This window comes from Bradyrhizobium sp. BR2003 (assembly GCF_009720285.1).
In the GTDB taxonomy this organism is placed as follows: domain Bacteria; phylum Pseudomonadota; class Alphaproteobacteria; order Rhizobiales; family Xanthobacteraceae; genus Bradyrhizobium; species Bradyrhizobium elkanii.
Genome location: NZ_SMYJ01000033.1, coordinates 12,571 through 25,702, shown reverse-complemented (window position 1 = coordinate 25,702; position 13,132 = coordinate 12,571). Strand labels below are relative to the sequence as shown.

13 protein-coding genes and 1 pseudogene are annotated in these 13,132 nt (G+C 65.3%); 13 read left to right on the top strand and 1 reads right to left on the bottom strand.

From position 1 onward, the window contains the following. The first annotated feature begins 76 nt into the window (after nucleotides 1–76). The 13 genes and pseudogenes from E2I15_RS28320 to phoB all read left to right on the top strand — a co-directional run bounded on the left by E2I15_RS28320 (nucleotide 77) and on the right by phoB (nucleotide 12,108). Nucleotides 77–1,471 (top strand): OmpA family protein, encoded by a 1,395-nt coding sequence (locus E2I15_RS28320; RefSeq protein ID WP_137476607.1) that lies wholly within the window; start codon nucleotides 77–79, stop codon nucleotides 1,469–1,471. Nucleotides 1,472–1,473: 2 nt separating this feature from the next. Continuing rightward, nucleotides 1,474–1,770 (top strand): hypothetical protein, encoded by a 297-nt coding sequence (locus E2I15_RS28315; RefSeq protein WP_137476608.1) that lies wholly within the window; start codon nucleotides 1,474–1,476, stop codon nucleotides 1,768–1,770. A 108-nt stretch (nucleotides 1,771–1,878) separates the two neighbouring features. Beyond that, on the top strand, nucleotides 1,879–2,469 hold the full coding sequence (locus tag E2I15_RS28310; protein ID WP_137476609.1) for a TetR/AcrR family transcriptional regulator: 591 nt from the start codon (nucleotides 1,879–1,881) through the stop codon (nucleotides 2,467–2,469). Then, nucleotides 2,466–3,373 (top strand): annotated as a pseudogene (locus E2I15_RS28305) (haloalkane dehalogenase). Before E2I15_RS28310 ends, E2I15_RS28305 begins: the two are co-directional and overlap by 4 nt. 18 nt (nucleotides 3,374–3,391) lie before the next feature. Beyond that, nucleotides 3,392–3,622, top strand: coding sequence for a SelT/SelW/SelH family protein (locus E2I15_RS28300; RefSeq protein ID WP_137476610.1), 231 nt, complete (start codon nucleotides 3,392–3,394; stop codon nucleotides 3,620–3,622). 329 nt (nucleotides 3,623–3,951) lie between these two features. Further along, nucleotides 3,952–5,007, top strand: coding sequence for a putative bifunctional lysylphosphatidylglycerol flippase/synthetase (locus E2I15_RS28295; RefSeq protein ID WP_026192163.1), 1,056 nt, complete (start codon nucleotides 3,952–3,954; stop codon nucleotides 5,005–5,007). Between the two features lie 84 nt (nucleotides 5,008–5,091). After that, nucleotides 5,092–6,405 carry an ATP-binding protein gene (locus tag E2I15_RS28290; RefSeq protein ID WP_137476611.1) on the top strand — a complete coding sequence of 438 codons (1,314 nt, stop codon included), beginning with the start codon at nucleotides 5,092–5,094 and terminating at the stop codon, nucleotides 6,403–6,405. 136 nt (nucleotides 6,406–6,541) lie between these two features. Continuing rightward, nucleotides 6,542–7,552 (top strand): phosphate ABC transporter substrate-binding protein PstS, encoded by a 1,011-nt coding sequence (pstS, locus tag E2I15_RS28285; protein WP_137476612.1) that lies wholly within the window; start codon nucleotides 6,542–6,544, stop codon nucleotides 7,550–7,552. Between the two features lie 228 nt (nucleotides 7,553–7,780). After that, nucleotides 7,781–8,770: a phosphate ABC transporter permease subunit PstC gene (gene pstC / locus E2I15_RS28280; protein ID WP_155262611.1), complete on the top strand. Its 990-nt coding sequence runs from the start codon at nucleotides 7,781–7,783 to the stop codon at nucleotides 8,768–8,770. Nucleotides 8,771–8,774: 4 nt separating this feature from the next. Further along, nucleotides 8,775–9,620: a phosphate ABC transporter permease PstA gene (gene pstA / locus E2I15_RS28275; protein ID WP_137476614.1), complete on the top strand. Its 846-nt coding sequence runs from the start codon at nucleotides 8,775–8,777 to the stop codon at nucleotides 9,618–9,620. Beyond that, complete coding sequence (gene pstB / locus E2I15_RS28270) at nucleotides 9,617–10,435, top strand: phosphate ABC transporter ATP-binding protein PstB (RefSeq protein ID WP_016844065.1); 819 nt, start codon at nucleotides 9,617–9,619, stop codon at nucleotides 10,433–10,435. Before pstA ends, pstB begins: the two co-directional genes overlap by 4 nt. A 101-nt stretch (nucleotides 10,436–10,536) precedes the next feature. Then, nucleotides 10,537–11,253, top strand: a complete 717-nt coding sequence (phoU, locus tag E2I15_RS28265) for a phosphate signaling complex protein PhoU (protein ID WP_016844066.1) — start codon at nucleotides 10,537–10,539, stop codon at nucleotides 11,251–11,253. Nucleotides 11,254–11,397: 144 nt separating this feature from the next. Beyond that, nucleotides 11,398–12,108: a phosphate regulon transcriptional regulator PhoB gene (gene phoB, locus E2I15_RS28260; protein WP_016844067.1), complete on the top strand. Its 711-nt coding sequence runs from the start codon at nucleotides 11,398–11,400 to the stop codon at nucleotides 12,106–12,108. Between the two features lie 238 nt (nucleotides 12,109–12,346). On the opposite strand, the gene E2I15_RS28255 is transcribed toward phoB, so the two are convergent. After that, nucleotides 12,347–12,859, bottom strand: coding sequence for a GcrA family cell cycle regulator (locus E2I15_RS28255; protein WP_137476615.1), 513 nt, complete (start codon nucleotides 12,857–12,859; stop codon nucleotides 12,347–12,349). Between the last annotated feature and the right edge of the window lie 273 nt (nucleotides 12,860–13,132).

Below are 13,132 nucleotides of genomic sequence, written 5' to 3'. Positions count from 1 at the left end.
ATGGCGCGTCATTTGGGGTTTGACAGTCAGCCAAGGGTTTGTTTTCTCTCTGGTTCCCGACCCCGCAGGACGCTGAATGCACGGACTTTTCAAGTGGAGTAGCAAGTGGTGGCCGGGGGTGATTCCACTGGTCGTGCTTTGGGGTATTGCGGCCTGGACGAGCACCGCAACGGTCGAAGCGGACCTTGCCGCGCGCTCGAATGCCGCACTGAAGGACACCGTTCTCGACAAGCGCCGCATCAGCGTCGACGGCCGCGATGTGACGTTCGCGGCCAACGCCTTCTCCGAAGACGGCCGCCTCAGTGCGGTGGCGTCGGTCGAAGCCGTGCCCGGCGTGCGGCTGGTCAACGACGAGACCCGCCTTGTTCCCGAAGCCAAGCCCTTTGTCTGGTCCGCCGAACGCGATGTGGTGCGGGTCACGCTCAGTGGCAATGCGCCGCTGCCGTCGAGCAAGGGCAAGTTGACCGAGGCCGCGAAGGCCAGCCTCGGCGGTGTCGAGGTGGTGGATCAGATGGTGCTGGCCCGCGGCGCGCCGTCGCGGTTCGATGCGGCGGCGCTGCTGTTGCTCGACCAGATCGGCAAGCTGAAGGAAGGCAAGATCACGCTGACCGACAACAAGGTTGCCCTCGCCGGCATGGCGCGCGAGCTCGGCGGGCGCGAAGCGGTCGCGGCGGCGCTGAAGAACCTGCCGGAAGGCTATTCGATCGCCGCCAACGACATCAAGGCGCCGCCTTACGTGTTCCAGGCCTACAAGGACCCGGTCGCGGTGACGCTGACGCTGACCGGCTACGTCCCCGACAACAACGTGCATGCCGCGCTGGTCGCGGCGGCCGGCCGCAAGTTCTTCAGCGAGAAGGTGGTCGACAATCTCAAGGCCAGCATCGGCGCGCCGTCGGGTTTCGCCGCCGCGGTGGTGCCGGCGCTCGGCGCACTGTCGCGGCTGTCGACCGGAACGCTGGTGGTCTCGGACCGCGAGGTGAAGCTGTCGGGCGACGCGCTCTACGATGCCGCCGCCGGCCAGATCCGCGACGGGCTCGGCAAGGATTTTCCGCAGGGCTGGCAGTACAAGGCCGAGGTCACGGTCAAGCCGGCGGCGGCACCGGTCGATCCCACGGTGTGCCAGCAGCTGTTTTCCGAAATCCTCTCCAAGGGCAAGATCCGCTTCGAATCGGGGAAGGCCGACATCGTGCCGGATTCCGCGGGCCTGCTCGACCGCCTGATCGAGACCGCGCTGCGCTGCCCCAATGCGACGATCGAGATCGCCGGCCATACCGACAGCGACGGCGAGGAGGCCGCCAACCAGACGCTGTCGGAGCGGCGCGCCCAAGCCGTGGTGGATTACCTCGTGCGCGCCGGTCTGCCTGCCAGCCGCTTCACGCCGATCGGCTATGGCAGTGCGCAGCCGCTGGCCGGCAACGAAAGTGAAGACGGCAAGGCGCAGAACCGCCGCATCGAATTCGTGGTGAAGTAGCGATGACCGTGCTCGCGACATTCTTCTGGGGTTGGCTGCTCGGCGCGGCGCTGCTCGGCTTCTGCATGGGCTGGATCGCGGTGGTGCATCGGGCGAAGGGCGTCTCGAAGGTCTGGATGCGCTGGCTGGCGCTGCTCGCCGCCGTGCTGGTGGCGACGTCGTTCGCACGGATCGTGCCCGGCCGGTTCGGCTACTGGCTCGATCTCTTCCTGGTCATGTTCGCGCTCTATCTCGTCGGCTGCGCGATCGGCTCCTGGCTGCGCGACTGGGTGGTTTCGCGGAGCAAGCCCGCGAGCTGACCGCAACCTCTTGATCCGACAGGCCCGAGCGGCGTCGCCAAGCGCAGGGCGAGCCGCGTTCATTTTAGCGCTTGACATTAATACGTACGTACGTATTAAATCCTGTCCATGCCAAAACCCTCTCTCCGCGATGCCATCCTCGACGCCGGCCTGAAGGCGATGTTCCGCACCGGCTATCACGGCACCAGCGTGCGCGACGTCACCGCCGCCGCCGGCGCGCCGCAGGGCTCCTTCACCAACCATTTCCGCTCGAAGGAGCTGTTCGCGTCCGAGGTGCTCGACCGCTACTTCCTCTATGTGCGCGGCCTGGTCGCGGAAGCGCTCGGCGACACGACGCTGACGCCGCGCGAAAGGCTGAGAAGCTATCTCGATCTGATCACCGGCAAGCTCGCGCATGACGGCTTCACCCGCGGCTGCCTGATCGGCGATTTCAGCCTCGAGGCGTCGGGCTCGAGCGAGATGCTGCGCGAGCAGCTCGACGACATCTTCCGGGGATGGCGCGCGCCGTTTGCCGCCTGCATCGCCGAGGCTCAGGCCACCGGCGAGATCGCCTCCGACTTCGATCCCGATCAGCTGGCCGATTTCCTGCTCGCATCCTGGCAGGGCGCGATGCTGCGCATGAAGGTCGAACGCAGCGAAGCGGCGCTGACGCGTTTCAAGACGATCGCATTCCAAACCGTGTTCAAGGAGTTGCCATGACCATATCCGCCGATATCAGCCTGCATCATCGCGCCGTGCTCGGGTCTACGATGGCCTATCGCGAGACCGGCCGCAGCGACGCGCCGCACGTGCTGTTCCTGCACGGTAATCCGACGTCGTCCTACATCTGGCGCAACATCATGCCGCTGGTCGCCCCCGTCGGGCACTGCATCGCGCCCGACCTGATCGGCTACGGCCAGTCCGGCAAGCCCGACATCGGCTATCGCTTCTTCGACCAGGCGGACTATCTCGACGCGCTGATCGACGAGCTCGGCATCGCCTCGGCCTACCTCGTCGCCCAGGATTGGGGCACGGCGCTCGCCTTCCATCTCGCGGCACGCCGCCCGCAACTGGTGCGCGGGCTCGCCTTCATGGAGTTCATCCGCCCGATGCGCGATTGGTCGGACTTCCACCAGCACGACGCCGCGCGGGAGACGTTCCGGAAATTCCGCACGCCGGGCGTGGGCGAGGCGATGGTCCTCGACAACAACGCGTTCATCGAACGCGTGCTGCCCGGCTCGATCCTGCGCACGCTCAGCGAGGAGGAGATGGCCGCCTACCGCGCGCCGTTTGCGACGCGTGAGAGCCGCAAGCCGACCCTGATGCTGCCGCGCGAACTACCGATCGCGGGCGAGCCGGCCGACGTCGCCGAGGCGCTCACGGTGGCGCATGCGACGCTCGCGGCAGCGACCTATCCGAAGCTGCTGTTCGTGGGCACGCCCGGGGCGCTGGTGTCACCGGCTTTGCCGCCGAATTCGCCAAGACGCTCAGGCATTGCGCAGTCATTCAACTCGGCGCCGGCGCGCACTATCTGCAGGAGGATCATCCCGAGGCGATCGGCCGCTCTGTGGCCGGCTGGATCGCCGGCGTCGAGGCCGCCTCCGCGCAGCGCCATGCCGCATGAGAGCACGGAGGGCGTGACATGAGGAATGTCTCGATCACCTTTTGCCGGCCGTGCGGCTATGAGAGGCGTGCGAAAGAGGCCGCGGCGCTGTTGCGCGAGCGCCTTGGCGTCGATGCGACGCTGATCCCCGGCAAGGGCGGCATCTTCGAGGTCAAGCTTGGCGACGAGGTCGTCGCCAGGCGCGCCAAGGGACATTTTCCCGATGCCGCCGAGATCGTCGCCGCGGTCACGGCCGCGCGGGATCGATGATCAGCGGAGCGCGTGTCGGCCGGGTAGCGGAAGATCATTTCCATTCGTCCGGGCCGGTGCTTCACCGTAGTTTTCCGGATGGCCTTGCGGACCGTTCGGCGGGCTAACTGCCGCACGCGCATGTCAAGTCTTGTCGAAGGCGGCGGGAAACGCGCATATTTGTGCATCCGCTGTCATGAATCATCCCTAATATCTTGAAGATGCGCGTTTTATTGTCTTTTGACGAATTCCACTCCGGTTTAAAACGCGCTACACGGGCCAGGGCACAGCGAAGCGCCGGCGGAGTTCGCCCGGGAGCCGTCGTCGCGGGATCGCAATTCGAGGTCTAGATGCTGGAAGCAATACGCAGGGCGATGGCGTTTCTGCGCCAGAAGCAAATCCTGCATCGGCTGGGTGTTGTCATCAGCATCGCCGTCATCGGCATCGCCTGCTACGTCCTGTATCACATGCTGCGCGGCATCGACACCAACGAGGTGCTCGAGGCCATCAAGAGCACCGAGCCGCGGCAGATTGCCCTGGCGGGACTGTTCGTCGCGGCGGGCTACTTCACGTTGACCTTCTACGATCTGTTCGCGGTGCGCGCGATCGGCCACGCCCATGTACCCTACCGCATCAACGCGCTGGCGGCCTTCACCTCCTACTCGATCGGCCACAATGTCGGCGCCAGCGTTTTCACCGGCGGCGCGGTGCGCTACCGGATCTATTCGGCGTGGGGGTTGAACGCGATCGACGTCGCCAAGATCTGCTTTCTCGCCGGCCTCACCTTCTGGCTCGGCAATGCCGCGGTGCTCGGGCTCGGCATCGCCTACCACCCGGAGGCCGCCGCCAACATCGACCAGCTGCCGCCCTGGCTCAACCGGGCGCTGGCATTCGCGATCATCACCGCGCTGGTCGCCTATGTGGTCTGGGTCTGGACCCAGCCGCGGGTGGTCGGCCGCGGCCCCTGGACGGTGACCCTGCCGGGCGGCCCGCTGACGCTGCTGCAGATCGCGATCGGCATCCTCGACCTCGGCTTCTGCGCGCTGGCGATGTACGTGCTGGTGCCGGACGAGCCGAATCTCGGCTTCGTCGTGGTCGCGGTCATCTTCGTGTCGGCGACCCTGCTCGGCTTCGCCAGCCACTCTCCCGGCGGCCTCGGGGTGTTCGACGCCGCCATGCTGGTCGGCCTCTGGCAGATGGACCGCGAGGACCTGCTCGGCGGTATGCTGCTGTTCCGGCTGCTCTACTATATTGCGCCGTTCGTCATATCTGTAATCTTGCTGACGTTTCGGGAGGTTATCGTAGGCGCCCGACTCAAACGGCTGCCGCAGGCTGATTCGGGTCCCCGCGCCGAGCCGCACCATGAGGCGGTTCTGGTTCGCAAGCGCGGTGACTCCGGGGTCTGATGAAGCGGCCCGATGCCTCCCGAGGGAAGGTCGATGTGACTGCACCTGGGCGAGACATGAACCGACGGGATGAAAGCCGCCGCGATGGCAATTGACGATTCGCATTCCTCCATCTTCTCGCCCTGGCCCGACCGGTTGCGCCACTCTGCGCTGATCCTGCTTGCCGCAGCGCTGGCCTTGAGCGTGGTGGTCGCGCTCGGCGAATTGTCGCTGGTGCGCGCCTGCGCGGTGTTCGTCTGCATCGCGGCCGCGGCGCTGGTGCCATGGCGGCTGCATGATGCCGGAACCTCGCGCGAGGATGTCCGCGGCGTCAATCCGGTCGAGGCCGCCGCGGTCAGCGCGGTCGTCGCGGGCATGCCGGACCCGGCCGTGCTGCTCGATCGCGCCGGCCGCGTCATCCATCTCAACACCGCCGCGGCGCAGCTCGCGCCGGCGCTGCGCAAGAACGAACTGGCGCAATTTGCCTTGCGCTCGCCGGAGATCATCACCGCGCTGCGCGAGGCGATCGCGACCACCGAGCCGCGCCGCGCCACCTACACCGACCACGTTCCGGTCGATCGCTGGATGGAACTGGTGATCACGCCGGTGCCGGTTCCTACCCAGTTCGGCGGCACCGAGAAGTGCATGCTGATGACCTTCCACGACCTGACGCCGCTGCGCCGGGTCGAGGAGATGCGCGCCGACTTCGTCGCCAATGCCAGCCATGAGCTGCGCACGCCGCTCGCCGCCTTGTCCGGCTTCATCGACACGCTGCAGGGGCCGGCGCGCGAGGACGCGCGGGCGCGCGAGCGCTTCCTCGGCATCATGCACACCCAGGCGACCCGCATGGCGCGGCTGATCGACGATTTGCTGTCGCTGTCGCGGGTCGAGCTGTCGGCCCATGTGCGGCCCGAGGCCTCGATCGATATCGTGCCGATCATCCGCCAGGTCGCGGACGGGCTCGAGGCCCTGGCCAGCGAGCGCCAGGTCGAGATCGAGGTCGACCTGCCCCAGGCCCCGGTCATGATCGCCGGCGACCGCGAGGAACTGCTTCGCCTGTTCGAGAACCTGATTGAGAACGCCCTCAAATACGGCGCCTCCGGGGGCCGCGTCATAGTGTCGCTGAATCAGGCCGTTTCGGGCGCATCGGGCGAGGGGGCCCCCGAAATCCGTGTCATGGTACGGGATTTCGGCCCCGGCATCGCCCCGGAGCACCTGCCGCGGCTGACCGAGCGCTTCTACCGGGTCGACGTCGGCGACAGCCGTAACCAGGGCGGAACGGGCCTCGGATTATCGCTGGTGAAACATATTCTTAACCGTCATCGCGGGCGTCTTTTGATCGAGAGCGTGCCGAAGAACGGCGCCACTTTTACCGCCTGTTTTCCCCGGCCGAAGACCCCGTTACCAACCCAAAGCTAAGCGTTTTCAGCTGCTTAGCTCTGTCATCCAACTGTCATCCAACCTTCGTAAAAGCAGCACCGACCGCTCCTAGATGGACCGGCGTGAGCGCGATCGGGCGCATTCGGCGCTTCGCTCACAGGATGGAGACCACCCCATGAATTTCATCAAAGCAATCGTCGCAGCCGGCATGATCGCCGCTTCGACGTCGGCCTTCGCTGCCGATATTACCGGCGCGGGCGCGACGTTTCCGTTCCCGATCTATTCGAAGTGGGCTGACGCCTACAAGAAGGAGACCGGCAACGGTCTGAACTACCAGTCGATCGGCTCCGGCGCCGGGATCAAGCAGATCCAGGCCAAGACCGTGACCTTCGGCGCCACCGACGCGCCGCTCAAGCACGAGCAACTCGAGAAGGACGGCCTCGTCCAGTGGCCGATGGTGATGGGCGCGATCGTCCCGGTCGTGAACCTCGAAGGCATCAAGCCGGGCGATCTCGTGCTCTCCGGCGAAGTGCTCGGCGACATCTATCTCGGCAAGATCACCAAGTGGAATGATGCGGCGATCGCCAAGCTCAATCCGAAGCTGACCCTGCCGGCCGACGCGATCACCGTCGTGCGCCGTTCGGACGGTTCGGGCACCACCTTCAACTTCACCGACTATCTCTCCAAGTCGAATGCCGACTGGAAGTCCAAGGTCGGTTCCGGCACCGCGGTCGAATGGCCGGTCGGCGTCGGCGCCAAGGGCAACGAAGGCGTTGCCGGCAACATCAGCCAGACCAAGAACGCGATCGGCTATGTCGAATACGCCTACGCCAAGCAGAACAAGCTGACCTACACCGCGCTGGTCAACAAGGCCGGCAAGACCGTGCAGCCGACCATCGCTGCCTTCCAGGCCGCCGCGTCGAACGCCGACTGGGCCAAGGCTCCCGGCTACTACGTGATCCTGACCGACCAGCCGGGCGAGGCCTCCTGGCCGATCACGGCGGCGACCTTCATCCTGATGCACAAGGACTCGACCGACAAGGCGGCCTCGCAGGAAGCGCTCAAGTTCTTCAAGTACGCCTTCGAGAAGGGCGACAAGGCGGCCGAAGAGCTCGACTACATCCCGATGCCGGACTCGGTCGTCAAGCTGATCGAGAAGACCTGGTCCTCGGACATCAAGAGCTAAGTCCGACGCTGCGACAGGACCTGTGCCGACTCGATCGCGGCACAGGTTGAGCGACCAAGACCTGGTCTCCATCACCGCGGCAACAAGCGCGGGATCGAGTCCGGGGTTCGCGCCTCAAGGGGCGTGGCTGGACGACGACGCCCGGCCAAATGCGTCAGTGAAGATCGCTTCGGGGCGTAGCGGTTTGCGTGGCTTTTGCATACCAAAGAGGGGATTGGCGTGGCAGACATGGCTGTTCAGAGCGATGTGATGGAAGCCGCGGGACCTTACGATCGCGCCAAGGCCCTCAGCGCGTTCAAGCTCGGTGATCTCACTTTCTATTGGATCACCCGCATCTCGGCGATTTCGGTCCTGTTGATCCTCGGCGGCATCATCCTGTCGCTGATCGTCGGCGCCTGGCCGGCGATGAAGGAATACGGCTTCGCCTTCCTGTGGACGCAGCGCTGGGCGCCGTCGGCCGATCCGCCGGTGTTAGGCGCGCTCGGCCCGATCTACGGCACGCTGATCACCTCGGTCATCGCGATGCTGATCGCCATTCCGGTCGGCATCGGCATCGCCGTGTTCCTCACCGAGCTCTGCCCGCAAGTGCTGCGCCGCCCGATCGGCATCGCGATCGAGCTGCTCGCCGGCATTCCCTCGATCATCTACGGCATGTGGGGCTTCTTCGTGCTGGGCCCGTTCCTGGCCAACACATTCCAGCCCTTCATGATCCGGATGTTCGAAGGCGTTCCGGTGCTGGGTGCGGTGTTCGCCGGCCCGCCGTCCTATCTCAGCCTGTTCAACGCCGCGCTGATCCTTGCGATCATGGTGCTGCCCTTCATCACCGCGATCTCGGTCGACGTGTTCAAGACCGTGCCGTCGGTGCTGAAGGAAGCCGCCTACGGCATGGGCTGCACCACCTGGGAAGTCGTCCGCAACGTCGTGATCCCCTACACCCGCGTCGGCGTGATCGGCGGCATCATGCTGGCGCTCGGCCGTGCCCTCGGCGAGACCATGGCGGTGACCTTCATCATCGGCAATTCGTTCCGGATCTCGTCGTCGATCTTCGCGCCGGGCACCACGATCTCGGCGGCGATCGCTAGCGAATTCGCCGAGAGCGACGGCCTGCACCAGTCCGGCCTGATCCTGCTCGGTCTGCTGTTGTTCGTGCTGACCTTCTTCGTGCTCGCAGGCGCGCGGCTGATGCTGATGCGGCTTGAAAAGAAGGCGGGGAAGTAACGCCATGAACCCGATCTACAAATCCCGCCGCCGCAGCGACATCGTCATTCGCGCACTCTGTGTCGGCGCGGCGCTGTTCGGCGTCACCTGGCTGGCGCTGATCCTGATCACGCTGCTCTATAACGGCATTGCCGGCCTCAGCGTACAGCTGTTCACCCAGAACACGCCGCCGCCCGGCTCGACCGAAGGCGGCCTGCTCAACGCCATCGTCGGCTCGCTCATCATGACCGTGATCGGCGTCGGCATCGGCGCGCCGCTCGGCCTGTTCGCCGGCACCTACCTTGCCGAATACGGCAAGAACGACAAGCTGACTTCGGTGATCCGCTTCATCAACGACATCCTGCTCAGCGCGCCCTCGATCATCATCGGCCTGTTCATCTATGGCGCGGTGGTGGTGCCGATGCGCGGCTTCTCGGCGATCGCAGGCAGCCTCGCGCTCGCGGTGATCGTCATCCCGGTCGTGCTGCGCACCACCGAGGACATGCTGCTCCTGGTGCCCAATCCGCTGCGCGAGGCCGCCTCCGCGCTCGGCCTGCCGCGTTCGCTGGTGATCAAGCGGATCGCTTATCGTGCTGCGCGCAGCGGCCTGATCACCGGCGTGCTGCTGGCGACCGCCCGCGTCGCCGGTGAGACCGCGCCGCTGCTGTTCACCGCGCTGTCGAACCAGTTCTTCAGCCTGGACCTGACCAAGACGATGGCCAACCTGCCGGTGACCATCAACAACTTCGTGCAGAGCCCCTACGCCTACTGGAAAGAGCTGGCGTGGAGCGGTGCGCTGCTCATCACATTCACCGTGCTCGCGTTGAATATCGGCGCGCGTATCCTTGGTGCCGAAAGGGCCGCAAAATGACCGAGCTTTCCGTCTCCACGACTGCCGCGGGCCACGTTCCCCAGGTTCCGCTGCCTGAAGCGCCGCCGAAAGTCACGGTGCGCAACCTCAACTTCTACTACGGCGAACACCATGCGCTGAAGAACATCAACCTGACGCTCGGCACCAACCGCGTCACGGCGTTCATCGGCCCGTCCGGCTGCGGCAAGTCGACCCTGCTGCGCATCTTCAACCGGATGTACGACCTCTATCCGGGCCAGCGCGCGGTCGGCCAGCTGATGCTGGACCAGACCAACATTCTCGACCCCAAGCTCGACCTCAACTTGCTGCGCGCGCGGGTCGGCATGGTGTTCCAGAAGCCGACGCCGTTCCCGATGACGATCTACGAGAACATCGCCTTCGGCATCCGCCTCTACGAGAAGATCTCGAAGTCCGAGATGGACGACCGGGTCGAGAAGGCGTTGCGCGGCGGCGCGCTGTGGAACGAGGTCAAGGACAAGCTGAATGCCTCCGGCCTGTCGCTCTCCGGCGGCCAGCAGCAGCGCCTGTGCATCGCGCGCACCGTGGCGGTGCGCCCCGAGGTGATCCTGTTCGACGAGCCGTGCTCGGCGCTCGACCCGATCTCGACCGCCAAGGTCGAGGAGCTGATCCAGGAGCTCTCCGAGGACTACACGATCGCGATCGTCACTCACAACATGCAGCAGGCGGCGCGCGTCTCCGACAAGACCGCCTTCATGTATCTCGGTGAGCTGATCGAGTTCGACGACACCAACAAGATCTTCACCTCACCGAGCGATCGGCGCACCCAGGACTACATCACCGGCCGGTTCGGCTAGAGCTTGATCCGAAAAGTGGGAACCGGTTTTCCGATCGGATCATGCTAAAATTCAGGACACGAAACCATGATCCCCGGGATCATGGTTGAGGGAGACAAGCGATGGCTTCTGAACATACCGCCAAGGCATTCGACAGCGACCTGCAGGAGTTGACCCGCCTGGTCGCCGAGATGGGCGGCTTGGTCGAGCGGATGATTACCGAGTCGGTCGACGCGCTGATCCGTCGCGACGTCGCGCTCGGCAAGCGCGTGGTCGCCGCCGACATCGAGATCGACAATCTGCAGCGCAACATCGAAGAGCGCGCGGTGCTGACGATCGCGCGCCGCCAGCCGATGGCGATCGACCTGCGCGAGATCGTCAGCGCGATGCGCGTCGCGACCGACCTCGAGCGGATCGGCGACCTCGCCAAGAACATGGGCAAGCGCGTCGCGGCGCTGGAGAGCGATTTCCAGCCGCTGAAGCTGATCCGCGGCCTCGAGCACATGACCGACCTCGTGCTGTCGCAGGTCAAGTCGGTGCTCGACGCCTACGCCGCGCACGACCTGCCGGCGGCGATGAACGTCTGGAAGGGCGACGAGGAGGTCGATGCGATCTGCACCTCGCTGTTCCGCGAACTGCTCACCTACATGATGGAAGATCCGCGCAACATCTCGTTCTGCATCCATCTGATGTTCTGCGCCAAGAACATCGAGCGGATCGGCGATCACGCCACCAATATCGCCGAGACCGTGTTCTACATGATCGAGGGCCAGCAGATCACCGACAAGCGCCCGAAGGGGGACATGACCACTTTTGCCACCACGGTGCCGGGCAACTGAGGCATGATCGGCAAGCGCGGAACCGGCAAGAGCGAAACGGATGATCCTCGCGACAAATCGTTTCCGCGGGGACTATGCTCGAGGAAGTAAGCGTTTCGGTTTGCGTCTGGGCAACGGATCACCACAGAGAAAGAACTTAAACCGATGAGCGCACGCATTCTGGTAGTCGAAGACGAGGAAGCGCTGACGACGCTGTTGCGCTACAACCTCGATGCGGAAGGCTACGATGTCGAGACGGTGGGGCGCGGCGACGATGCCGACACGAGGCTGAAGGAGCGCGTTCCCGACCTCGTGGTCCTCGACTGGATGCTGCCGGGCCTGTCCGGCATCGAGCTGTGCCGCCGCCTGCGGGCGCGGCCCGAGACCAAGCAGCTTCCGATCATCATGCTGACCGCGCGCGGCGAGGAAAGCGAGCGCGTGCGCGGGCTTGCTACCGGCGCCGACGATTACATCGTCAAGCCGTTCTCGGTGCCGGAACTGCTGGCGCGGGTGAAGGGCCTGTTGCGCCGCGCGAGCCCGGAGCGGCTTGCGACCGTGCTGACCTATGGCGACATCGAGCTTGACCGCGAGAAGCGCCGCGTGGCGCGCTCGGGCCGTCCGATCGATCTCGGGCCGACCGAGTATCGCCTGCTCGAATTCTTCCTCGAGCATCCCGGCCGCGTGTTCAGCCGCGAGCAGCTGCTCGACAGCGTCTGGGGCCGCGACATCTACATAGATGAGCGCACCGTCGACGTGCATATCGGCCGCCTGCGCAAGCTGCTCAATCCCGGCCGCGAGCAGGATCCGATCCGCACCGTGCGCGGCGCGGGCTACGCGCTCGACGACCGCTTTGCCAAGGCCGAGCCGCAGCCGTAACGGGCGCGTGGCCATCACAAGCCGTGACATGGCGTCGTCCCGGCGAAAGCCGGACCCATAACCACCAATGGGTGTTGTTAGAAAGCCGTCTGGCCGCTTGCCGATTGCGCCGGCCGCGGCGTATGGGTCCCGACTTTCGCCGGGGCGACGCGGGTAATGCATCCGGGCTACGAGCCACAAAAAAATCCCCGCTTTCGCGGGGATTTGTTTTTCAGGTCTTCCGTAGTTTCCCGAGTGCTCACTTGATCTGCGGTTTCGCCGACGGCCGGCGGCGGTCGGCGGCGGGCTGGTAGGCGACGCGCGAGTGATGCGCGCAATAGGGCAGGCCGGCGAGCGCCTTGCCGCCGCAGAAGAAGAATTCCGGGCTCGAGGGATCGCCGACCGGCCAGTGACAGGTGGCCTCGTTGAGCTCGAGCAGCGACAGCCGCTGGCTCATCGGCACCACATTGTCGTAGGAGATCGGATCGGGCTCCATCTCGACCTCGAAGGAGTGCGCCAGCGCGGTGTTGCCGCGCGACACCGGCCGCGCCACCCGCATCATGTGCTGGGCAGGGCGGGCCTTGCGCTGCCGCGGCGCGGCCGTCGAGGGTGCCTTGGCGCGGCCGGAGAGGCCGAGCCGATGCACTTTGCCGATCACGGCGTTTCGCGTCACATTGCCAAGTTCCGCCGCGATCTGGCTGGCCGACAGGCCGGACTCCCAGAGCTTCTTTAGCTGCTCGACGCGATCGTCGGACCAGGTCAATACAGTCATCGCATTCTTCCCTTCGCGTAGCGCCGGCCAATCATTGGAGCGGCGCTGCGAGCCAATCTGGACAAATATCCCTGCGGCCAGAATCCCTTAGCCCTCGCCGGGCACGGTGTTGCGCCCGAACGTTACGCGAGACACGAAGGCTACTTAGAGGGTCCAGTACTGCCGCACGAGATGTCGTACCCGACAGGCCAAACGCTACAATATGGCGTGACTCTGGCGCAAGAGTCCGCGGCCGTGCGTCCACATGTTCCCACACAGTTAAGCGTTGCGATG

What these genes read in the sequence shown, in the direction of transcription:
- phoU (WP_016844066.1), top strand. Translation starts at nt 10,537, where the DNA reads ATGGCTTCTGAACATACCGCCAAGGCATTCGACAGCGACCTGCAGGAG.
- E2I15_RS28315 (WP_137476608.1), top strand. Translation starts at nt 1,474, where the DNA reads ATGACCGTGCTCGCGACATTCTTCTGGGGTTGGCTGCTCGGCGCGGCG.
- E2I15_RS28295 (WP_026192163.1), top strand. Translation starts at nt 3,952, where the DNA reads ATGCTGGAAGCAATACGCAGGGCGATGGCGTTTCTGCGCCAGAAGCAA.
- pstB (WP_016844065.1), top strand. Translation starts at nt 9,617, where the DNA reads ATGACCGAGCTTTCCGTCTCCACGACTGCCGCGGGCCACGTTCCCCAG.
- E2I15_RS28300 (WP_137476610.1), top strand. Translation starts at nt 3,392, where the DNA reads ATGAGGAATGTCTCGATCACCTTTTGCCGGCCGTGCGGCTATGAGAGG.
- phoB (WP_016844067.1), top strand. Translation starts at nt 11,398, where the DNA reads ATGAGCGCACGCATTCTGGTAGTCGAAGACGAGGAAGCGCTGACGACG.
- pstA (WP_137476614.1), top strand. Translation starts at nt 8,775, where the DNA reads ATGAACCCGATCTACAAATCCCGCCGCCGCAGCGACATCGTCATTCGC.
- pstS (WP_137476612.1), top strand. Translation starts at nt 6,542, where the DNA reads ATGAATTTCATCAAAGCAATCGTCGCAGCCGGCATGATCGCCGCTTCG.
- E2I15_RS28310 (WP_137476609.1), top strand. Translation starts at nt 1,879, where the DNA reads ATGCCAAAACCCTCTCTCCGCGATGCCATCCTCGACGCCGGCCTGAAG.
- E2I15_RS28320 (WP_137476607.1), top strand. Translation starts at nt 77, where the DNA reads ATGCACGGACTTTTCAAGTGGAGTAGCAAGTGGTGGCCGGGGGTGATT.
- E2I15_RS28290 (WP_137476611.1), top strand. Translation starts at nt 5,092, where the DNA reads ATGGCAATTGACGATTCGCATTCCTCCATCTTCTCGCCCTGGCCCGAC.
- E2I15_RS28255 (WP_137476615.1), bottom strand. Translation starts at nt 12,859, where the DNA reads ATGACTGTATTGACCTGGTCCGACGATCGCGTCGAGCAGCTAAAGAAG.
- pstC (WP_155262611.1), top strand. Translation starts at nt 7,781, where the DNA reads ATGGCTGTTCAGAGCGATGTGATGGAAGCCGCGGGACCTTACGATCGC.